This window comes from Jeotgalibacillus sp. R-1-5s-1, assembly GCF_004405105.1.
GTDB lineage: Bacteria > Bacillota > Bacilli > Bacillales > Jeotgalibacillaceae > Jeotgalibacillus.
Genome location: NZ_SORW01000028.1, coordinates 1 through 21,903 on the forward strand (window position 1 = coordinate 1; position 21,903 = coordinate 21,903).

Annotated in this window: 16 protein-coding genes; 10 read left to right on the plus strand and 6 right to left on the minus strand. The window is 38.7% G+C overall.

Annotated features, from left to right (window positions below; genetic code table 11):
- Positions 1-220: 220 nt before the first annotated feature.
- The 4 genes from E2491_RS11190 to E2491_RS11205 form a co-directional block, all read right to left on the minus strand.
- Positions 221-2,866, minus strand: coding sequence for a YfhO family protein (locus tag E2491_RS11190; protein ID WP_244093948.1), 2,646 nt, complete (start codon positions 2,864-2,866; stop codon positions 221-223).
- Between the two features lie 84 nt (positions 2,867-2,950).
- Positions 2,951-3,340 (minus strand): GtrA family protein, encoded by a 390-nt coding sequence (locus E2491_RS11195; protein WP_134375737.1) that lies wholly within the window; start codon positions 3,338-3,340, stop codon positions 2,951-2,953.
- A complete protein-coding gene (locus E2491_RS11200) occupies positions 3,337-4,299 on the minus strand; it encodes a glycosyltransferase family 2 protein (RefSeq protein WP_305778191.1) in 963 nt (320 codons plus the stop codon). The genes E2491_RS11195 and E2491_RS11200 overlap by 4 nt, the downstream gene beginning before the upstream one ends.
- 166 nt (positions 4,300-4,465) lie before the next feature.
- Positions 4,466-6,388, minus strand: a complete 1,923-nt coding sequence (locus E2491_RS11205; protein WP_134375739.1) for a 5'-nucleotidase C-terminal domain-containing protein — start codon at positions 6,386-6,388, stop codon at positions 4,466-4,468.
- A 242-nt stretch (positions 6,389-6,630) separates the two neighbouring features.
- On the opposite strand from E2491_RS11205, the gene E2491_RS11210 reads away from it, so the two are divergent.
- From E2491_RS11210 to E2491_RS11230, 5 genes are all read left to right on the plus strand, one after another.
- Positions 6,631-7,437: a M23 family metallopeptidase gene (locus tag E2491_RS11210; protein ID WP_134375740.1), complete on the plus strand. Its 807-nt coding sequence runs from the start codon at positions 6,631-6,633 to the stop codon at positions 7,435-7,437.
- Positions 7,430-9,919, plus strand: a complete 2,490-nt coding sequence (locus E2491_RS11215) for a phosphodiester glycosidase family protein (RefSeq protein WP_134375741.1) — start codon at positions 7,430-7,432, stop codon at positions 9,917-9,919. The genes E2491_RS11210 and E2491_RS11215 overlap by 8 nt, the downstream gene beginning before the upstream one ends.
- Before the next feature lie 181 nt (positions 9,920-10,100).
- Entirely contained in the window at positions 10,101-11,303 is a 1,203-nt protein-coding gene (locus E2491_RS11220) for a CAP domain-containing protein (protein ID WP_134375742.1), read from the plus strand.
- Positions 11,304-11,444: 141 nt separating this feature from the next.
- The gene (locus tag E2491_RS11225) at positions 11,445-11,849 is read left to right on the plus strand and encodes a hypothetical protein (RefSeq protein WP_134375743.1); all 405 of its coding nucleotides are present in this window, start codon (positions 11,445-11,447) and stop codon (positions 11,847-11,849) included.
- Positions 11,850-12,014: 165 nt separating this feature from the next.
- Entirely contained in the window at positions 12,015-12,695 is a 681-nt protein-coding gene (locus E2491_RS11230) for a C40 family peptidase (RefSeq protein ID WP_134375744.1), read from the plus strand.
- A gap of 215 nt (positions 12,696-12,910) precedes the next feature.
- Here the strand turns inward: E2491_RS11230 and E2491_RS11235 are convergent, their stop codons facing one another.
- Complete coding sequence (locus E2491_RS11235) at positions 12,911-13,804, minus strand: accessory Sec system S-layer assembly protein (RefSeq protein WP_134375745.1); 894 nt, start codon at positions 13,802-13,804, stop codon at positions 12,911-12,913.
- Positions 13,801-16,170, minus strand: coding sequence for a preprotein translocase subunit SecA (gene secA / locus E2491_RS11240; protein ID WP_134375746.1), 2,370 nt, complete (start codon positions 16,168-16,170; stop codon positions 13,801-13,803). Before secA ends, E2491_RS11235 begins: the two co-directional genes overlap by 4 nt.
- Before the next feature lie 235 nt (positions 16,171-16,405).
- Here secA and E2491_RS11245 point away from each other — a divergent pair, with 235 nt between their 5' ends.
- The 5 genes from E2491_RS11245 (at position 16,406) to E2491_RS11265 (ending at position 21,835) form a co-directional block, all read left to right on the plus strand.
- Positions 16,406-17,464 (plus strand): glycosyltransferase family 4 protein, encoded by a 1,059-nt coding sequence (locus tag E2491_RS11245; protein ID WP_134375747.1) that lies wholly within the window; start codon positions 16,406-16,408, stop codon positions 17,462-17,464.
- Between the two features lie 114 nt (positions 17,465-17,578).
- Positions 17,579-18,691: a DegT/DnrJ/EryC1/StrS family aminotransferase gene (locus tag E2491_RS11250; RefSeq protein WP_134375748.1), complete on the plus strand. Its 1,113-nt coding sequence runs from the start codon at positions 17,579-17,581 to the stop codon at positions 18,689-18,691.
- Between the two features lie 63 nt (positions 18,692-18,754).
- On the plus strand, positions 18,755-19,498 hold the full coding sequence (locus tag E2491_RS11255; protein WP_134375749.1) for a hypothetical protein: 744 nt from the start codon (positions 18,755-18,757) through the stop codon (positions 19,496-19,498).
- Entirely contained in the window at positions 19,491-20,522 is a 1,032-nt protein-coding gene (locus E2491_RS11260) for a Gfo/Idh/MocA family protein (RefSeq protein ID WP_134375750.1), read from the plus strand. The genes E2491_RS11255 and E2491_RS11260 overlap by 8 nt, the downstream gene beginning before the upstream one ends.
- Positions 20,519-21,835 carry a nucleotide sugar dehydrogenase gene (locus E2491_RS11265; RefSeq protein WP_134375751.1) on the plus strand — a complete coding sequence of 439 codons (1,317 nt, stop codon included), beginning with the start codon at positions 20,519-20,521 and terminating at the stop codon, positions 21,833-21,835. Before E2491_RS11260 ends, E2491_RS11265 begins: the two co-directional genes overlap by 4 nt.
- The last annotated feature ends 68 nt before the right edge of the window (positions 21,836-21,903 follow it).

A 21,903-nucleotide genomic window follows, 5' to 3' on the forward strand; every position in this document is an offset into this window, starting at 1 on the left:
TTTAGCGACACTGTATTCTTTGGAGACCACACCCATCGACTTCTTCTCATCTAAGACAGATAACACCACTTTCAACCTTTCATCTAACTTATGATTAGTAACTCGTTTAGACATAAAAATGCCCCCCTTCAGAGTAGTAGAGAATTTTTATTATTTCTCTGTCTACTTTGAAGGGAGCATATCACAGTCGTTTGGCTTTTTCGATTTTGATAGTATCATTCTATTTCCTGTTTATCTTCCTCTGCCTGAACAGTTCAAGCAAAAGAATGATAAATGATATAGCTGTTACAGCACTTCCTTCTAGGAGATAAGGCGTGCGATATTGGAGTTCTACCTCATGATTTCCTTTTTCAAGTGGAACACCGATAAAGGCATGTTGTGTCTCGATCATATCGGCTTTTTCTCCGTTTATCTTAAGTGACCAGCCCTCATGATAAGGAATTGGGAGAAATAAAAGCCCTTTTTGATCAGCTTCAATCTTTCCAGAAAATGATCGATCCGAATATGAGATGTCTTCCATGCTGTTATTCAGCTTATTTTGAATCGTCTCTTCATAAAATTGATAGGAGTGGTGATATATTTTTAAATCCTGAATTTCATATTCACCTGGAGAAAGTTTGAATCTGAATTTATCAACGAGTTGATCGTTATTGACCTTAAATACAAATTGTTCTTTAGGATAGGCATATTTGTAATCATTTGGACGTTTATTTAATGTTTTTCCATTTATGTTCAGACTAAAAGATTCACCCGTCAAACTGGTAATCGTCAGCTCGACTAAAAGTTCTCCATCGTCTTTCGGAGGAGGCATTAGTATTTCAAATGCGGCATTATCCGCTGCAATATAACGTCCGTTTTTTACTTCAATATTATAGAAATCTACATTTTGATCCATTCCTTCATGAAGTACTTCAGATCGATAGATGTCCGGATCCGCCTGAGTCATACCGGATATATACTCCAGATCATCTTCAGCGATAATCGCGGTTGACAGAAAGGCCTGATCTTTTTGGGCAGGATTTAATGAATTGAATTCTTCAGTCGTCATGTATTTTTGATGCATATACCCTGCCGGCAGGGCAAATTGATTTTCATATACCGAGTAGCCTTCATACTCCATTATTTTTGTGTATCCGTATGGCACATATACATGTGTATCAGGAATGACATAATAACGATTTCCAAGTGCAGTTTCCGGAAACTGCCTGTTATCAAAGCCATGATAAAGACTTGGTGAATCAAATTGAAGAATATTTAAGTCTTCTTTAAAGAGCTGATGAAGATTTTCCGGGATCAGACTATGGTAAGCACTGAATCCTTTATGTCCATAATACATAGGTGTGTTGTATTCAAGTTCATTTTGAAATGACGTCCGGTAAAATTCATCGTCGGCTTCCTGAATTTTTTTAATTAACTCTTTCTCGATTTCTTTCTCATAACCAGCCGAAGTGAAATAGGTGCTATTCAGATCTTTTTGATCAGCAGCGCTTCCAAGATTCATTGTATAGAAATGAGCATTAACATAACTGATATTAATAACCGTGAGGGTGATTAATAATGTTGAGAAAATTCTTCTATTTATACGATTAATAAAGAGAAACAGGACCCCGGTTAAAGCAAAAATGAATGTAATCATTAGGTCTTCTGATCTGAAGAATGAATTATAAAACAATGGTTTACATATTAGGGATATTCCCCAAACACTGAAGGAAACAATCAGTATCTTTTTGTTTAATATTTTTTCATATCGGAGATGATCCCACCAGATATCAATCACTTTTGAAAGTACAAGAGAGAAAGTGAATAAAAGCAGATACAACCATCTTGGCTGCATAGCAGACAGTCCGTTAAACAGGGAGTAGGAAAACGGAAGAACGTAAAGCAATAACATAAATGCTAAAAAATACAGATGAATTCTTGCACTCTTACATAATTTGAAAAGCGTAACAGAGCCGATCAGCAGTACAAAAACAATGACTGGAACAGAGAGGTGCAGCAAAGTCATCGATTCAGATGGATAAAACATGTTATAAAAAGCTGTAGAGTAGTATTGGAAATTAAATATCAGGGGAACATGATATTCCTGATAAAAACGGTCTGCGCCAAGAAAAGCATAGACTGCAGGCAGAAACGCAAACGCGGCAAGACCGAATGCTAAGACATAATAATAAATGAGTTTACAATGGTTACGAACCAGGTCGGAGATTGAAAAACGCAATTCTTTATTAAGTAAATAAAAAAATACAGCATAAATATTGATAAAAACACTGGTAATGAAAGCGAAGTAGAAGTTTGAAGCAATAACAATAACCATTGCCACAACGAACAAAAGGATCTTCTTTTCCTTCATTAACCGCTCGTAACCTAAAATCAATAAGGGCAGCCACATAAATGCTTCTGCCATATAATCGACTCTTAAAAGGTAAAGACCTACAAAGACTGAACCGCCATAAATGAGTGATCCGATGATACTTGATGTAGAGGATCGCTTTAAATACCGAAGCAGCATATACATAAAGATCAAACCGGACCAAAGACGAAGAATACTGAACAATAACTGATAATCAAGAACATCAATCAGGCTGGTGACAGGAAATAAAAGAAGCAGCCAGAAAAATGGAGACGCACTATAGTAATAATTAAATTGACCCCATAAGTCGCCACCAAGTCCGTATTGCCAGGACCAGAAAAAATTGCCACTTGTAAATTGCTCTGAAAGAAAATATTTAAAAAATAAAAATTGTTTACTTGCATCCGCTCCTCGCGGGGTAAACCAGCTGTCTGACACAAAAAAATAAAGATGTAACAGGCATGCTGATACGAGTAAAACGGCTATAGAAAGTAAAAATTTTTTCAGGCTATCCACCTTCAATCTGAAAACCTCCATCAAATGATTAGCCCCGGTCAGCGGCTAAACTTACAACCGTAACCGGAGCCAATCTTTTATCCATCAATTCGTCTGTTCTTTTGTTAAAATAATCTTTGAAATTAAAAAAGTGAATGGTATAGCGATTCCTGATGCCAAAAGAGGGGAGATGGTTTCGCTAAGTTTCATCACTTCAACCAGTAAAAAAATTGCTGACGTTGTAACAGTGATATTCACGACATAAGTTAAAGGAAACTGAAGGAATTTTTTTAAAGTTGGTTTGGTACGGTAGGTGAAATATGAATTTAAATAAAAAGAGCCAACCATACTGATTACAAACCCGCCAAGGTGGGCGATCAAATAATTTAAATCGGCCACATGAATAAAAAATAAGTATAAAATGTAGTAATTAAAAGTATTAATAAACCCAACGATTACAAATCGCCAAAATTCTTTTGAAAATAAGAAATTCATTGTTTAACTTTTTCCTTTTCAGGTGATAAATGATGAATGTTCGTATCCTGCACAATAAAATGAGGACGTCTTTTTGTCTCATAATAAATTCTGCCAATATACTCTCCCATGACACCCATAAAAATGAGCTGAATACCGCCAAATAGTAATATAGCTGATATAATCGTGAAGTAACCCGGCTCTTCGATTCCGTTTATTAAAATCGATACTAAAGAATAGATGATATAGACTAGGCCGATAAGTGTAATACTTAATCCAAGGTAGATCGATAATCTTAAAGGTTTATTATTGAATGAAATGATGCCGTCTATTCCATAATTAAGCAACTTAGAAAAAGACCATTTACTTTCACCATTTGTTCTTAGAACATTTTCATATTCGACGATTTTTTCGTCAAATCCAATCCATGAAAATAACCCTTTAGAGAATCGGTTATATTCACTTAAGGAGAGTAAAGCATTAACTGCAGGCCTGCTTAATAATCTGAAGTCTCCCACTCCGTCATGAAAAGTAACATCAACTGCATTATTCATCATTTTATAGTAAAGAGATGATAGTAAAGATCGGGGAACAGACTCGCCTGTTCGATTCCGTTTTGCAATTACCTGTCCATAGCCTTCATTGTAACCTCTCAGCAATTCTTTAATTAATTGAGGAGGGTGCTGCAGGTCTGCATCCATAATAATTACTGCATCCCCATCCGAATAAGTCAGTCCTGCAAGCATGGCTGACTCTTTACCGAAATTTCTGCTGAATGATATATATTGTACGCGCTGATCCTGTTCAGAGAGGCTTTTGATTTTTCTTAACGTCAAATCGGAGCTGCCGTCATCAGAAAAAATTAATTGAAAATCCACATCCAGATGAAGCAAAACTGAAACGATTTCATCATAAAAATCTTCAATGTTCTGCTCTTCGTTAAAACAGGGTACGACGATTGATAGTTTCACTGTTTTCACCTATTTCTTTGCATATAATAACCAACTTCAAGCATAAAGGAATCTGTAAAGAATTTCAACACGATGTAAGAAAGATCTATTAAACCGATCAGGCGATGTACTAGTTTATTCATAAAGAAAAACCACCGGTCTTGATTGCCCGGTGGTTTTTGGTAACTATCATTTGTTATTCAGCTACAATTCTGCCTTCTACTTCAGGGATTGGCTGACCGGAAGCAATGGCATCAATCAAAATAGCACTTAGTAGTTCACCACTATTGAATTCAATGAGATCCTCAGAGAACATGGAGTAACCGTCACCGCCAATAGCTGTAAAATCATTTGTTGCAGCTGTGTACTCTTTTGTAATATCAAGAGGTTCCCCACCTACAAGGACTTCCGTAACACGTGATCCGGCAGGCTGAGAAGCATCGTACTTAAATGACATACCTGAGATATGAAGGAATCCACCATTTTGCTCAGGAGCCAATCTGACTGAATGTTCAAGTGCCGCTTTAATCTGTTCACCTGTAACCGTCATTTGAACCAGTGTATTAATAAATGGAAGAACTTCTTCAACATCTCCTCTAGTTACCTCACCGGCATCAATACTTGCACGGATTCCTCCACCGTTTGTAAAGGCTACATCTGTTCCGAGTGTACTTCTCATTGAATCAGCAATCAGGTTGCCGAGGTTTGTTTCCTGCGTACGGACACTTGCGCGTGCTCCATCCAAAGCTACTGGTGTTTCACCAATCACTTCTCCCAACAGCTCATCAACTGCTTCCTGATAAGGAGTCAGTATTGAAGCAACTTCTTCGTTCTCTGCAAGGTCTTCTTTATCACGATAAAGGAAACCATTAACCCCAACAAGCTGGTCATCAGCAAAAACCAGATTTGTGTGTCCAACTGCTTTTCCATATTCAAAAGCCTGTGTTACATATGCATTTTCATACTTCTTAGGTGATTCCAATGTGTCGTGACTATGTCCGCCAAGAATCAGGTCAACACCTTCTACTTCATCAGCAATCACTTCATCTGTTTCTAGTCCGGAATGAGAAAGCAAAATGATGTGGTCTACTTCATCTTCGATCTGATCCACGATTTCCTGTGTCCGTGTTACTTCATCTTGAAATTCAATGCCAACGATGTTTTTAGGGCTGGTTTTTACTGCAGTGTCGGTTGCAGTCATACCAATCAAACCGAAAGTTTTTCCATCACGTTCAATGATTGTGTAATCGTCAAGGAAGTCTTCACCGTCTTTAAGAATATTTCCTGAAATAACAGGGAAGTTCATCATGCCTGCTGCTTCAAGTAAATATTCATTTCCGAAATTAAAATCATGATTTCCCGGTACCATTGCATCGTATTCCATTTGATTCATCATTTCGATGGCAGGGGCACCGTTAAAGTTATTTACAACGGCTGTTCCGTGAAGCGTATCTCCCATATCAAATAGGAATGCATCAGGATTCTCGCTACGTACATCATTTACAAGGGTAGAAACCTTGGCTAATCCAAGTTCTCCGTTTTCAGCATTATAAGCAATGCGCCCGTGTAAATCGTTTGTGTGAATAATTGGAAGGAAGTCGATTTCTTCTTCAAGATTATCAAACATTTCTTCCGCAGTTCTTGTATCTACCTTTTTATTCGGTTTTAAAGTGCGGCCATTATCTTCAATGACCAGATCCAGTGCTGCTGCCGCTGATACATATGGCAGGTTTTCAGCTGAAATTGCACGATAATCACGGAATTTAATAACATGTTTTTTATGATAGTCACTGCTCAGGTTCAACGATCGTACAAGAAGGGTATAAGCGTCTTCTCTTGTAATACGTTCATTTGGATTAAATGTAAAATCTTCAGAGTCGTCAATAATCCCAACTCGTTGTGCAGTTTGTAAATAAGGAAGTACATCTTCAGAAACATTTTCAAATGTAATATCTTCTGAGCTTTGAACATCAATACCTAATTCATTTACCAACTCAACAACAAAATCTGTCTGGGTTAGGAAGCGGTTAGGTGTTTCCTGAGCCCCGGTTGCATTTAAGGGGAACGCTAAAGACGATGACAATAAAACTGCAGCTAACATTTTAGACTGAACTTTCAAGTGAAACCCTCCTGTAGTATGTAGTCACTTACCGTTCAATCATAGCGAGGTTATGAATAGACATTCAATAAACTTTTTGTAAATTTTAAAAAACATTACTTATTACCTATTAATATTGGTATCAGATTACCAAAATAAGAAATTCGAATTATATTTTTCGGAAATAATAAATAATTACATTTTAGATCAATATTTTCCTGTTTTTGCCGATAAATATATTAGCACAATTCGGGAGGGACAACATGAGGAAAATAGCAATCAGTACGATCATGTCATTGTTGATCGTAAGCCTTTTATCGGCACCGGGGCATGCAGCAGAGAAACCAAGAGTGGCTGTTCAGTGGGACAGGGGTTTACTTGTTGAGGGACAGATTGGCAGGGTTTATATGGATAAGAACGCTGTGCTTTTTAGATTAGAGAATAATGAAATGATCAAAACCAACGAGCTTCGTAAAGCTGGGGATTCATTTCGTATCTATTCGTTCAAGTACATAGGAAAAGAATTATTCTTAGGAGTTGGAGGCGGGTATTTTTTTCATGACACGACAGCAACCACTTACAATACTCCTTCAGCAGTTAAGAAAAAGCAGTTAAAAGACAGGGTAGTCCTGAAGGATGCCTTATTTCCAATCGCTAAAAATCAGTATCGACCTTTTACGGATTCATGGGGGGCTCCAAGATCTTATGGTGGCAGCCGACCTCATGAAGGTACAGACATTCTGGCGAAAAAAGGTATCCCTGTTTATTCTGCGACAGATGGGGTTATTGAAAATCGGAGCTGGAACAGACTCGGTGGATGGACTTACTCGATTGGGTATGAAGGGTATTCACTTTACTATGCACATCTAAGTAAATACGAAGGGAATCTGACTGAAGGTACAATTGTAAAGCGCGGCCAGCTGCTCGGATACATTGGAGACAGTGGTTACGGTGATGAAGGTACAACCGGGAAATTTGTGAATCACCTGCATTTCGGAATATACGATGAAAGTAACATAGCAATTAATCCTTATCCACATTTAAAATACTGGGAGACTTACAATGACTAAACAAACTTTTTCAGCTCGTTTACAAATGAAAAAAATGATATTTTCGTTATTAACAATTATTCTGGCCGTTCATGTCATTTCTACACCGGAAAAAGCAGAAGGGTCTTATAAAGTACCCTATGTATCTTTTGAAAATGCTCAGCTTTTGCCTGGACAAGTAGGAATGGTTCATATTAAGAAGCCTATTAATTTATGGAAAAAAGAAAATGGAAAGCTCGTGAAATTGCGTATTCTGAATCCAGGTGAAAAATACCGAGTCTACCAGTTCAGTAAAGAGTTTGGAGGACAGTACGGTTTAGGAGGGAATGCATTTATAACAAAGATGGATGGATTTATTGAATATAAAACGCCCTCTAAGCATAAATTACGCCTAGTAAATCCGCACTTATATGGGACGAAATTGTCTGCAGGGCCAGTAATTGAAGAGACAGAAAAGGTACTGGCTGCCGGAGTTACACAAAAGACGATGAAAGTTAGTGGAAGTAGTGGTCCTCAGAGTCTATACGTCATGTCAATCGCTAAAAATGTTCAGACTGCGGCAGTTGAAACGAGTCTAGCCAATAATCAAATATTTGGTTTTGAACGTTTAAGCAGTCAGGCGGCTAAAGCCGAAGACGGGCAGGGGATCATAATCGGCGGAATCAACGGAGACTATTTTGATGGAAGTGGTGCACCAACTGATCTCATGATCCATGATGGAGAAGTCATTTTAACAAATTCAACAGCTAAAAATGAACGTACAATTTTTGGTATTGATAAAAATTTTTCTCCAATGATCGGAAATCCGGATCTGCACATAAATGTTTCTTTAAATGGGGCTGAATCCTATCCGATAAACTCAATTAACAAACGACGTTCCGCGCAACATTTAGTGATTTATACACCTCATTTTGGCGCGACAACGCGTACAAATGCCCTCGGTACTGAAGTGGTTGTTGAAAGAATAGCAGGGAAATTAAATGGTGGTGAAACGGTAACGGGTCGTGTGAAAGAGGTGCAACAGGGGATCGGTAATGCAAAGCTTTCTGCTAATGAATTTGTCTTATCTGGACATGCCAGCGCAAGCAATTATTTAAAAAGCTTTAAAAAAGGTGATCAAATTACTATCAACTTAAACTACGATGATCTGAACTGGAACTTTGCACAGCAGGCAATTGGCGGCAGATATATGCTTGTAAAGGACGGAATTCCTCAAAAATCATCCGTACTCGGAGTCAATCCGAGATCCGCGGTGGGAATTAAGGCTGACGGAACGGTGATGACAGTTGTAGTTGATGGAAGGAACCCGCAACACAGCAGAGGTATGACGATTGCTGAGTTAGGTGTTTTAATGAAAGACCTCGGTGCAATTCATGCTATGACCTTTGATGGAGGAGGTTCATCAGCGATGGTTGTCAAAGGTAATGATGGAAAACATCAGGTGATTAATAAACCATCTGACGGATGGGAAAGATCAGTTGCTAATGCATTGCTGATAAAAACGTTCAAACAGCCTGGGAAAGTTGCTTCGATAAAACCAAATGTGGATGTGATCAATTTGGAAGCCGGGCAAACTCTTACTCATTTTCCGATATATTTCGAAGTATATGATCAAGCAGGGATTCGTATCAAGAACCCGGCTATAAAGCTGAGCACAACGATTGGCTCCTTTGATGGAAATGGACAGTGGACGGTACCTCAGGAAGTTTCTGATACCGGAATATTGAGAGCTGAGGTAGAGGGAGTGTCCGTTGAAATTGCTGTTATTGTTAAAAAACAAGTAGATTCCATTGATAGTGTTCAGGATCTGACAGTCACCTCAAAGGATCCGGTTAATCTTTTGATTAAAGGAATGGGTAATGGCAAGGTTACTTTAGACAAACCTTCAGTGTTTAAATATGCTGTAACAGGAGGTATCGGCACCGTTAAGGATGGAATTTTCTATCCGTCAGGTCAATCAGGAACAGGAGAAATTACGATCTCATACGGTTTAATCGAAAAAACCATTAGAGTTTACAGTATTTTTGACGGATCTGTTACGATTGAACCTTTTGAAAATCACTTTGCTACTTGGAAAGTGAGTGGCAGGAATTATGAAACTATTTTAATTGCACAGGAGAAAAATTATAAATACACAGGAAACTCATCAATAAAATTAAATTATAATTTTATTGATCAGAAAGGACCTTCCTCAGTAATTGCTGATAAAGGAACTCCATTAGTAATACCGGGGAAACCAGTCAGCTTGAGCATGATGGTATTTGGGGACGCAAAAGGTCATTCCCTCAGTGCGGAATTGATGGATGCTGCCGGAAACATTTATCCAATAATTTATACTGAAAACCTTGACTGGACAGGATGGAAAGAGGTTACCACTAAAATTCCTGAAAGCGTGATTTATCCTGTTTCCCTGGTTGTTCCGGTTATTTATTCACAGCAGGATGATACGAAAAAGAACAGAGGACAAATTTTCGTGGATGACCTTAAGTCAAATTATAAATAATCTGATGTGAATTTTAAAAGGCGGGGGCTCATTCATTGAGACTCGTCTTTTAAGTGTTTAAAAACATGATTTTTGTCATATTTTCCTGAAAAATAAATGATAATAAATAGTTAGTTTGAAGAGACAATAGTGTAATATAAAACTAAGCGCATAACTAGAAAAACCGGACGGGGGAAAGCTTATGAAAAAAACTTTAGCAGTTGCTCTATCATTATTTATTTTTCTCTCTTATTCACCTGCCCAGGGTTCAGCAGCAGATTGTGGAAACATTTCGTCGGACACCATTATCTGGTGGGATGGCGTTGAGCTGAAAGTAGGGCAAATTGGAAGACTAACTGTAATAAGCGATACACCGTTATACGTGCCCAGAGATGGAAGAAAATCTTTTTCTAGAATGTTAAAATCCGGGGAAAAATATAGGATCTATAATTTTGCACCTGGTATGCTTGGGCTGGGTGGAGGATACTTTGTGGACCGCGATGAGCGGGTAACTTATGAAACGCCATCATCTGCCAAGAAAGCTCAAATCGCATGTAAGGTCGAAGCGCAGGCACGTGTTAACCAGTCAGTAAAGATTGGTGAGTCTGTGACAATTGCAGAAGGGAAACTTCCTGACAGACAATCAGTTACACATAACGACTATGGACTTTCCTGGTTTACTTATCACAATAATTATCATCGCTTTTATATGATTTCTTATCAAAACAATAAAGTTGCCGGATTATATACAATAGATAAGGATTTTCGTATTAATGGAGTCAAAGTAGGGGATGCACCGGAAACAGTAAGAGTAGCCCTGGGTTCTCCGCGCGAAGCATCATTTCCTGGAAAACAGGCTGGTTATGAGACTTTTTCCAGTGGCGGGAATATCATCACTGTCTTTTACGATCAGTTAAATAAACAAAAAGTCACCGCATTTCTGGTCACCAATGAAATATTGGAAAACAGCCGTTCGAAATATTATGCTGATCCCTCCCCACAATTAGCGGGTGGATTTGAAAAACAACTATTTGACCTCGTAAACGCCAAGCGTGTAAGAGAAGGTTTTAAGGCTTTGAAACCTCATGACAAGATTGCAGCAACTGCCAGAAAGCATAGTGCTGACATGGCTGTGAATAACTACTTTGCTCACAACAATCTTAAAGGAGAAACACCATTTGATCGAATGAGAAAAGATGGAATCGTATACCGGGTTGCAGGAGAGAATCTGGCAAAAGGCTACCGTAACAGTATTTTTGCACATGAGGCGCTGATGAACTCTTCCGGACATCGTCCAAACGTTTTGAGTGATTCTTACACGCATTTAGGCGTTGGAGTAGCTTTCTCTACTGCATTTGTAGGTGAACCCTATTACACCGAGAATTATATCCTTCCATGGAATTAATAAAGCACTATTTTTAAAGAGAAAATGCCTACCAATACACTATCTTTTTTCTCATTCGTTGAACTCGAAATTTATTTATGCTACCATTTCAAGGATACTTGTGCCAGCGAACCGCGGTAGGAATGGATGGAGGGTGACACAATGAGTAAAAAGGATCAAGCACTTTTAATAGATCAATTGAAAAGTCAATCTGCAAAAATCATTGGAAACTATAAAAGACAGGCATGGGCTGTAAAAGCCTTGGATAAAAGCAGCAATCCATCTGTTGAAGAAGAGAGTGGAGGGAAATACCTGGCTAAGGCAGTGCTGAAAGCAAATAACGGCACTTATTACCCCGCTTTTCTAACATTAAGCAGCAAGGAACGCGGGACGGTTACAGGTGTTTATTTTATGGTTGAGGATCAGGAATCCTTTCAGCTAATTCCATTCGAAATTGCTAAAGAGATTATGAAAATAGATGAATCAGAGCTTCTTCCTTTCCAATATAGAACACTTGAAAAGGTGCCTAAGGACGAAAAACAGAAAAACTGGCCTGATTTTACGTAAAATGACAAAAGACCTTCGAATTGAAGGTCTTTTGTCATTTTAGTGTAATATTAAGTCTCTTTTTTAATCATATTGAAATATTGTTACAGCGATTTATGTATTAGAATAGGAAACAGGTCAGAAAAAAACTGAAAATTGTATCAGTCATATTTCGGGGAGGAAAGCATGATTTCTACATTAAAAAAGATTTTAGTCGCGTTATTGGTAATCGTCACTTTTAGTTCAACGGCAGTTTTTCAACCTCAAGCTTCGGCATCTTCAGTTGCAGGTTCATTAACAGAGTATTCTAAGAAATTTTTGGGAACACCTTATAAATGGGGTGGAACAACGCCAAGTGGGTTTGATTGTTCAGGATTTCTTACATACGTATTCAGAGAATACAATATTACGCTGCCAAGAACGAGTGCTGACCAATTTGCTTCAGGAACAGCCGTGAGCCGTTCAAATCTGCAGCAGGGCGATCTGGTCTTTTTTACTACATATAAAGCTGGTGCCTCTCATTCTGGTATCTATTTAGGTTCAAACAAGTTTATACACGCTTCTGATAAGGGAGTAATTATCTCGGACCTTGATCAGACATATTACAGAGACCGTTATGTAGGTGCACGCAGATATATTTCACAGCCTCAGGTTGCAGCGACAACATCTACAGCAAAGATTGTTGACATCGTTAAGCCTATCAATCTATGGAAACGTAATGCCGATAACTCATTAACACTGGCGAGAATCTTATACCCTGGTGAAACGTATCGCGTATACGGCTACGATGGCCTATACGGCGGGCAGTTCAGTGTTGGCGGTGGTTATTATATCACTAACATGCCTGCTCATATCTCACTACGCTAATATATGATATAGTTATTTCATACCCTGAAAGAGAAAAGCTAAACAGCTTTTCTCTTTTTTTTTTGCTAAAATCAGATTAAAAAACATGGCTATTTTCCTCTTTGGTTTTTTGAAATGTGTGTAAACTCATTTCGGTTTAAATGCAGAAAGTGAACAGAAGAACAATAAAAAGACAATGTTGTTAAAATAACAACATTGTCTTTCTGCAGGTTAATTTAGTTTTCTGCCGCTTTCACTACCCATCTGCTCAAATCAGGTTGGTTTTTCTGCACAAGATCTTTTGGGAAGATAAACGTCCATGGCTTGCTTGTATTATTCTTTACGATAAAATTGTTTAATTTAAAAGATCCTTTTGCAACCAAATCGTTTTGTGCATCATACACTGCAAGAGGCAATGATGAAATGGTAAGATCTTTAGCATGTCCGTTCCGTAATAGAATGGTTACCTGAAGATTTTGATTGGAATCGAATTGCTGAGATATTCCCATCAGATTAAATTCACCTGGCTTTAATTCAGGCAATCCTTTTACGAGAATTTCCAGCTTTTCCGTCTGGTCACGACTAACAGAGTCGGCCCATGTTTTTTCCAGATCGAGTTTGTGTTCCTGTGAGGGCCCTTGTTTAATTTCGAATGCGATTCTCCAGTTAACCTGACTGTTATCCGGAGTGAATGCTTTCACTACGTCTTCTTTCTGGAAGAAAAAACGCCATGGTCTCGCTGTATTCGATTCAAGCGTGCCCGCACGCTCAAGGCTGAAGTTCTTTCGGGCAAAGACTTCATTCGTTTCATCCAACAGAATGAGATCTACTTCTTCGATTTTTATACCTCTTTGTACAGAACTTCGTAAAAAAGCCTCGACTACAAATCCTTCATCGTGCGGAAGAATTTTGAAACCATGGATTGATAGCTGATTGATTTTAAGTGGTTCTAATTGCTTTAGATTGAATTTATATACATATTTCTCCTGCGGTGTTACATTCCATTCAGGATGAAACGATAATTTGGTTTCATAAGTCTTTTCGGAATCAGATGCAACTTCATCAACAGATGTCGAGGATTCTTCTGTAATCTCTTCATCCTGATTCTTTTTTCGGCTAAAAATACTCATTCCTCATTTCCCCCGCTTTCCTTATTTTCTTTAACTTCCTTGATAAATGTAATTAATAGAAGAACTGAGTCTCTTTTTATTCTGAACATCAGATTTTCAAATAGCTCCAGTGCTTCATTTTGGAATTGTCTGTACGGATCTTCCTGGCTATAGCTTCTCAAGAGGATCCCGTCTTTAATTGCATTTATCTTTTCAAGATTACGAATCCAGTGCGCGTCCATTGTCTTAAGAAGGAATTCGCTATATAGGGTCATATGTTCTTCGAGTCTCTCATGGTCCTCAGATGAAACCCATTGAATAAAATCTTCTTTAAGTAAAACTAGAGTCTTCTTAATATCAGTATCTTCATTAAATACAGGTAGTTCCATACTAAATGAAGTATCTGAAATAAAGCTCTTAAGCTGATTCATCCTGTGAGAATTAAATTCATCCTCTTTTTCAGGTAGCAACGTCTTCACAGTATCTGAATAATAATCATTCAATAGCTCAAAACGCTGGTGCACATCGGATTCCAGAAGATAGTCTCTTAAACCGTAAATGACCTTACTTTGCTGATCTATAACGGAATCGAGTTTTAAAAGATGAGCACGGCCTGCCTGCTGGAGGGATTCGATTGTTTTTTGTACTGTATCAATAAACTTGATTGGATCCGGTGATGTAATCTGTCCGTCACGTTCTTCTTTAATTTTCTTTTTGTATTTCAGTAGCTGCTCTTCATCAAACAGTGTAAATAAATCATCTTCAAGAGAAATGATGAATTGTGATGAACCGGGATCTCCCTGCCTGCCTGCTCTTCCTCTTAACTGCATATCGATTCGGTTACTTTCGTGACGTTCAGTTCCAATAATGTATAAACCGCCTAATTCTTTTATGCCTTCTCCAAGAAGAATATCTGTCCCACGTCCTGCCATATTTGTTGCAATCGTAATCTGATGTTTCTGTCCAGCAAGAGAAATTAATCGGGCTTCATCTTCCGCGGTTTTAGCATTCAAAACCCGGTGTTTAATGTTCTCACGCGACAGCAGGGAAGATAATTCTTCTGACTGTTGAATCGTAACCGTACCGATTAAAATGGGTTGACCTGAAACAGAAATTTCAGAAACACGTCTAATAATGGCATTCATTTTTTCTTTTTTAGTTCTGTAGAACAGGTCATCATGATCCTCTCTGATGAGTGGACGGTTTGTAGGAATCACCTCTGTTTGTAAATTGTATGTTTCTAAAAATTCTTCTTTTGACGGTGTGGCACTCCCTGTCATGCCGCACAGTGTATTGTACATTCTGAAATAGTTTTGAATGGTAATTGTAGCCTGCAGCGTATTCTCCTCGGTGATTGGAACATTCTCTTTTGCTTCAATTGCCTGGTGAAGTCCATCACTGAATGTTCGGCCTTCCATGACTCTTCCCGTATATTTATCAATGATGTGAACCTTTTGGTCTCTGATCATGTAATCACGGTCGCGAATCATCATTTCTTTAGCGCGCAATGACTGCATAATGTGATGTAGCAGCTCCTGGTGCTCTTCGTCAAAAGAATTCTCCACGTCAAATAATTCCTCGATCATATCAATCCCGTCGTCTGTGAGATTTAACTGTTTTGTATCAGATTTATATATGTAGTGAGTATCCCTTTTTAAATCTTCAGCAATTTTGCTGGTGATACGGAATAGATCGGCACCGAGTGATACTTTGTCAGCAATGATGAGAGGTGTTCTTGCTTCATCAATGAGAACAGAATCTATTTCATCAACAATTGCAGTATTGAGCTCTTTCTGAACTTTTTCTTCAGGGTTTCTCGATAAGTTATCTCTCAAATAATCGAATCCAAACTCTGTTCCTGTTCCATAGACAATATCGCACTGATAGGCTGTACGCTTTTCCTCAGCTGAACTGGTCGAAATATTTAAACCTACTGAGACATCAAGCAGGTCATAGATTTTTTTCATTAGTTCGTAATCACGTTGTGCAAGGTATTCGTTGGCAGTAATTAAATGAACACCTTTCTGTTCAAGTGACATAAGATAGGCTGCGGTAGTGGAAGCGAGGGTTTTACCTTCCCCTGTATTCATCTCAGCGATTTTACCCTGCGAAAGAACAGCACCACCGATTAACTGCACATCATAATGACGTAAACCGATTGTTCTTTCAGCAGCTTCACGGACAAGCGCGAAGGCCTCTGGTAAAAGTTTTTCCAGTGACTCCTTTTGAACCCTTGAACGAAGCTCTGCTGTTTTCAAAGGGAATTCTTTGTCACTGAGAAGTGAACATGATTCAGTATACTTATTTATTTCCTTGATTAACCTCTGATATTTCTTTCCGATGACTGGTTGAAGGTTATCAGTTTTCTTAAAACTAAAGATATTCATGTTAACGACAAGCCCTTCTCTGATGAAATGTAATCTTTTATCAGTATATCATAATTGACAAATTGTTTACGATTCGCTTAAAAGAGGAAAGTATATTTTAAAATGTAGTAACCTAATGGATGGTCATGCGTCTAATCTAGTAAGATTGTTCATGTAATTTTTAATTGATAATGCAATAGAATCTGTTATGATAATGAGGATATGCAAGATAATTTCCTAAAAAAAGGTGATCTTTATGATAATGAATGCAATGATTGCAGGTATAGTGGCTTTAGTGACGGTTCTAATACTGACACCACTGGTCATGAAACTTGCAGTAAAAATTGGGGCTGTTGATCAGCCAAACGCCAGAAAAGTTCATGAGAAGGTCATGCCGCGACTTGGTGGTCTCGCTATTTTTGGTGGTGTGATTGCCGGGTTTTATGCAGGGGGCCTTCATAATGAAAAAGTAACGGCCATCTCTGTCGGGGCTATTTTAATCGTTATCGTGGGAATTCTTGATGATAAATACCAGCTTTCCGCCAAAACAAAACTTCTGGGTCAGCTTGTTGTAGCTGGACTGATTATTTATAGCGGTCTGACAATAGACTTTATTACAATCCCATATGTTGGAGAGTTTGAACTGGGCTTTTGGCAGTATCCGATCACTTTATTCTGGATCGTCGCCATTACAAATGCTATCAACCTGATTGATGGTCTCGACGGTCTATCAGCCGGGATTTCCGGCATTGGAATCGCTACAATCGCTGTTATGGCAGGGATGTCAGGGAAAGTCCTGATTTTTACGCTGTCTATTATTCTGCTCGGCAGTATTTTAGGCTTTCTATTCTATAACTTTCATCCGGCAAAAATCTTTATGGGAGATACGGGAGCGCTTTTTCTTGGTTACGCAATAGCAGTACTGTCTCTCCTCGGATTATATAAAAGTGTGACCCTGTTCAGCTTTCTGATTCCTATCATTATTTTAGGTGTTCCTATTTTCGACACGACTTTTGCGATTATTAGGAGAATTGCCAATAAGCAGCCTATTTCGGCACCTGATAAATCTCACCTTCATCACCGTCTTTTATTCATGGGGTTATCACACCGAAACACGGTTCTTGCCATCTATGGAATGGGGATCATCTTTAGCCTGACAGCCATTGTCTTAACTGAATCAACCCTCTGGGGATCGTTTTTCATTGTCCTCGGACTGCTGATCGTGTTTGAAATTGTGGCAGAGATTATCGGCCTCGTAAATGAACGATATCGCCCATTTCTATTCCTATATAAAAAACTCGTACGCAATCGGTAATACAAACAACACTAAAATGTAAAAAAACTTTATAAGTGTTGATTTTGTAAGTGTGATAAAATATGATCTGATAATATGAAGTAATTATGTATAAAATGTTGGAGGTCTTCATAAATGAATGTCCCTATGTTGGATTTAAGTGAACAGTATCAAACGCTAAAACCTAAGATGATGGAAGTATTAGATGACGTAATGAGTTCATCACGCTTCATTCTTGGGGATTATGTGAAAAACCTCGAAGCTGATGTAGCAAAGTACAGCAACGTCGCTCATGGTATCGGTTGCGGTAACGGAAGTGACGCAATTCATATCGCTCTTCAAGCCGGCGGAATCGGCGAAGGAGACGAAGTCATTACAACAGCCTTTACATTCTTTGCAACCGGTGGAGCGGTGGCGCGTGCAGGAGCGACTCCAGTATATGTCGATATTGATCCGGTAACATTTAATATTGATCCTTCTAAAATTGAAGAAGCAATTACAGAGAAGACGAAAGCAATCATCCCAGTTCATTTGTATGGTCAAATGGCTGATATGAATGCAATTAAAGAGATTGCTGATAAGCATAATTTAATGGTTGTTGAAGATGCAGCACAGGCCATTGGTGCAAAACACAATGGTAAATCAGTAGGTGAACTTGGAACGGCTGCGACTTACAGCTTTTTCCCTACAAAGAACCTTGGTGCTTATGGTGACGGTGGAATGATCGTGACGAATCATGACGACATCGCTGAAAAATCAAAAGTAATCCGTGTGCACGGAAGCAAGCCTAAGTATTATCATCATGTCCTTGGTTATAACAGCCGCCTTGATGAACTTCAGGCTGCAGTATTAAGTGTTAAGTTCCCACTGCTTGATCAGTTTAGTGAAGCACGTAGAGAGAGAGCAGCTTTTTACACTGAAAAGTTAAATGAAGTTGTTGGGGATCATGTCACAACTCCTGTCGAAAAAGACGGTAATTATCATGTGTTCCATCAATATACTCTTCGCGTTGAAAAACGTGATGAGCTTCAAGCATTCTTAAAAGAAAATGGCGTTGCTACAATGGTTTACTATCCGATGCCACTTCATATCCAGCCAGTTTTTAAAGAGCTTGGATATAAAGAAGGGGACCTGCCATTAACAGAAAAAGCAGCGAAAGAAGCGATCTCACTGCCAATGTTCCCAGAATTAAAAGAAGAGCAGCAGCTATATGTAGTAGAAAAAATTGCGGAGTTTTATTCGAAATAAACAACAGAAAACGTCGCCGCTATGGGGGCGTTTTCTTTTCTGCATAAAAATGGAGTGTGAACAGTGGAAAATTCAACAAAGGAAAAATACGTTTTATATCAATACCTGAGATTTTTCTGGCAGAAGAAGCTTTATTTTATTTTTGTACCGGTGCTTGTGGCTGCGGTGGCTGCAGTGACTGCTTATGCCTTAATGAGTGCGGAAGAAAAATATGAAGCGAAGGCTTTAGTCTATGTAGGAGATTTAAGAGAAGATTCTTTAACCTCACCGGCAAATATTCAAAAGTTGATAAATAATGAAGAAGTACAAGTCCGAGTTCCAAGGAATGGACAAGTCGAGCTGAGTGCATTAGGTGACAATAAAACACATGTCGAGAATCAGGTTGGAAAAGCATTAAATGTTTATCTTCCTGCTTTAGAAGAGGAAGCCCAGGAGATTATTAACGTTACTCAAGCTCAAGTTAATGTTATGGATGAAAGCGAAAAGGTTTACGAAAATTCAATTAAGTTGTATCAGGAAAGAATTTCAAGTAATGATTTATTGGAGTCGGAAGTAAGTGATCTAAGGCTTTTAATAGCGGATGCGCAATCACGACTTTCAAATGCACAAGAGGTTTCACACAGAATGAGCAGTGACCTGGTTTTATTTGATGAACCTGAGTTATTAAACCAAACAGTTGAAGAAACCGATTCGTTTGTCCTCGAAGGTGCAGCCATCGGCTTTATCATCGGGATTATCCTGACAATTCTGTTACTAATGCTTATGTTATACATTAATAATGCCAGAAGGAGTCTGAACAATGATTAATTTTGCAGTAGTCGGTATTGGACATATTTCAGCAAAGCATATCCAGGCCATTCAAAATGCGGATGGTGCAAATTTATATGCAATTTGTGATACAAATGAAGACCGATTAAAATCGGTTGAAATTGATAACATCGTAAAACATACAGACCTTGAAAAGCTCCTAACTGAACACCCTGAGATTGATGTCGTGAATATTTGTGTACCTTCAGGGCTTCATAAGACGCTTGCAGAAATTGCGGCGAAACATAAGAAACACATTGTACTTGAAAAGCCAATGGCACTAACAGCCGCTGAATCCAGAGAAGTCATGGAAGCAGCTGATCAAAACGGTGTAAAACTTGCTGTAGTCCATCCAAACCGTTTCCGTCCGGCTATTCGTACATTGCGTGAGAAATTTGATAAAGGTTCATTTGGTAAGGTTAGTCATGCGAATGCAACGGTACGCTGGAACCGAAATCAGGAATATTATGATCAGGCTCCATGGAGAGGAACAAAAAAGTATGACGGTGGCGTGCTGATGAATCAGGCCATCCATAATCTTGATCTTCTTTTATGGTTCATGGGTCCAGTTGAAAGTGTTAAAGGAATGGCAGCAACAAGATTAAGAAAGATTGAGACAGAGGATGTAGCAGGGGCACTCGTTACATTCGAAAGTGGTGCTGTTGCTATTATTGAAGCAGCGACAACAATCTATCCCTCAAACCTTGAAGAATCATTGTCAATTTTTGGGGAAACAGGTACTGCTAAAATCAGTGGAAGAAATGCGCTTCACATTGATACGTGGGATTTTGCTGATAGCGACGAGAATGAAAAACAACGTTTATCAGACGAAATTAATGAGAATCCTATGGGCAAGCCTGGACATGACTGGATTATACAGGACATGGTTGAAGCCATTAATGAAAACAGAGAACCAATTGTTAACGGGCAGGATGGACTTGCACCTGTAGAATTAATTGAAGCTATTTTGCAGTCAGCAGAAACTGGAAAAGAAATCTTTCTATCAAAGGAGAAACAATCATGAGTCATTTTGACACGTTATTAAATAAAATTGCATCAAAAGAAGCCGTAATCGGTGTTGTAGGACTAGGATATGTAGGCCTTCCACTGGCAGTTGAAAAAGCAAAAGCAGGATATAAAGTAATTGGTTTTGACGTTCAGCAGTCAAGAGTTGATCAGGTAAACGACGGAGTGAATTACATTGGAGACGTTTTAGATGAGGACCTGAAGGAAATCATTGATAACGGACAATTTCAGGCTACAGCAGACTATGCACGAATTGCGGAAGTAGACGCAGTTGCAATTTGTGTTCCGACACCACTTGATATTTATCAGCAGCCTGATACTTCATATGTGGAAAGCTCATCTTCTGAAATTGCCAAGCATGCCACAGCAGGAACATTAGTTGTTCTGGAATCAACGACTTATCCAGGAACGACTGAAGAGATTATTAAACCTGCTCTTGAAGACAAAGGATTTACTGCAGGAGAATCAATCTTTATCGCGTATTCTCCAGAGCGAATTGATCCAGGTAATAAGCAGTTTAAAACAAAAAATACACCTAAAGTAATTGGTGGTGTCACTGAAAATTGTACAAAAGTGGCCGCTTCACTTTACCGTAATGTTCTTGAAGGGGATGTACATGAAGTGTCTTCACCTGCAGTAGCAGAAATGGAGAAAATCTTTGAAAATACGTTCCGTAATATTAACATAGCGCTATCAAATGAAATGGCGATCCTTTGTGAAAAAATGGGTATTGACGTATGGGAAGTAATCGACGCAGCAAAAACAAAACCATACGGCTTTATGGCATTCTATCCAGGTCCTGGTCTTGGAGGTCACTGTATTCCGATCGATCCATTTTATCTTACTTGGAAAGCACGAGAATACAATTACCACACGCGTCTCATTGAAGTAGCTGGTGAAATCAACAACAGCATGCCTGAATACGTGATTACGCGTTCTATGCAGGCGCTTAACGAGCATGGCAAACCGCTGAAAGGCTCTAAAGTGATTCTGCTTGGGGCAGCTTACAAAAAAGATATTGATGACGTGCGTGAATCTCCAGTACTTGAGCTCGTTGAACTTCTTGACAAACACGGAGCTGATTATCAGGTAGTGGATCCACATGTGCGTTCATTTAAAGCGGCAGGAAAAGTGATTGAAACTGTCGAAATGAGTAAGGAACTTTTAAATCAGGCGGATCTTGTCATGATTACAACGGATCACTCAGAATTCGACTATCCTATGATCGCTCAGGAAAGCACTGTAATCTTTGACACAAGAAATGCCCTTAAAGACGTAGCTGAGATTAAAGCTCAGTATATCAAACTGTAATTCTGTCAGTAGTTTTAAGTAAAAGAGCGGCTCAGCAGAATATTGTCGGTTTTTGCTGAGCCGTTTAT

What these genes read in the sequence shown, in the direction of transcription:
- E2491_RS11235 (WP_134375745.1), bottom strand. Translation starts at nt 13,804, where the DNA reads ATGAGTATTTTTAGCCGAAAAAAGAATCAGGATGAAGAGATTACAGAA.
- E2491_RS11230 (WP_134375744.1), top strand. Translation starts at nt 12,015, where the DNA reads ATGATTTCTACATTAAAAAAGATTTTAGTCGCGTTATTGGTAATCGTC.
- E2491_RS11250 (WP_134375748.1), top strand. Translation starts at nt 17,579, where the DNA reads ATGAATGTCCCTATGTTGGATTTAAGTGAACAGTATCAAACGCTAAAA.
- E2491_RS11245 (WP_134375747.1), top strand. Translation starts at nt 16,406, where the DNA reads ATGATAATGAATGCAATGATTGCAGGTATAGTGGCTTTAGTGACGGTT.
- E2491_RS11260 (WP_134375750.1), top strand. Translation starts at nt 19,491, where the DNA reads ATGATTAATTTTGCAGTAGTCGGTATTGGACATATTTCAGCAAAGCAT.
- E2491_RS11225 (WP_134375743.1), top strand. Translation starts at nt 11,445, where the DNA reads ATGAGTAAAAAGGATCAAGCACTTTTAATAGATCAATTGAAAAGTCAA.
- E2491_RS11265 (WP_134375751.1), top strand. Translation starts at nt 20,519, where the DNA reads ATGAGTCATTTTGACACGTTATTAAATAAAATTGCATCAAAAGAAGCC.
- E2491_RS11215 (WP_134375741.1), top strand. Translation starts at nt 7,430, where the DNA reads ATGACTAAACAAACTTTTTCAGCTCGTTTACAAATGAAAAAAATGATA.
- E2491_RS11220 (WP_134375742.1), top strand. Translation starts at nt 10,101, where the DNA reads ATGAAAAAAACTTTAGCAGTTGCTCTATCATTATTTATTTTTCTCTCT.
- E2491_RS11210 (WP_134375740.1), top strand. Translation starts at nt 6,631, where the DNA reads ATGAGGAAAATAGCAATCAGTACGATCATGTCATTGTTGATCGTAAGC.
- secA (WP_134375746.1), bottom strand. Translation starts at nt 16,170, where the DNA reads ATGAATATCTTTAGTTTTAAGAAAACTGATAACCTTCAACCAGTCATC.
- E2491_RS11195 (WP_134375737.1), bottom strand. Translation starts at nt 3,340, where the DNA reads ATGAATTTCTTATTTTCAAAAGAATTTTGGCGATTTGTAATCGTTGGG.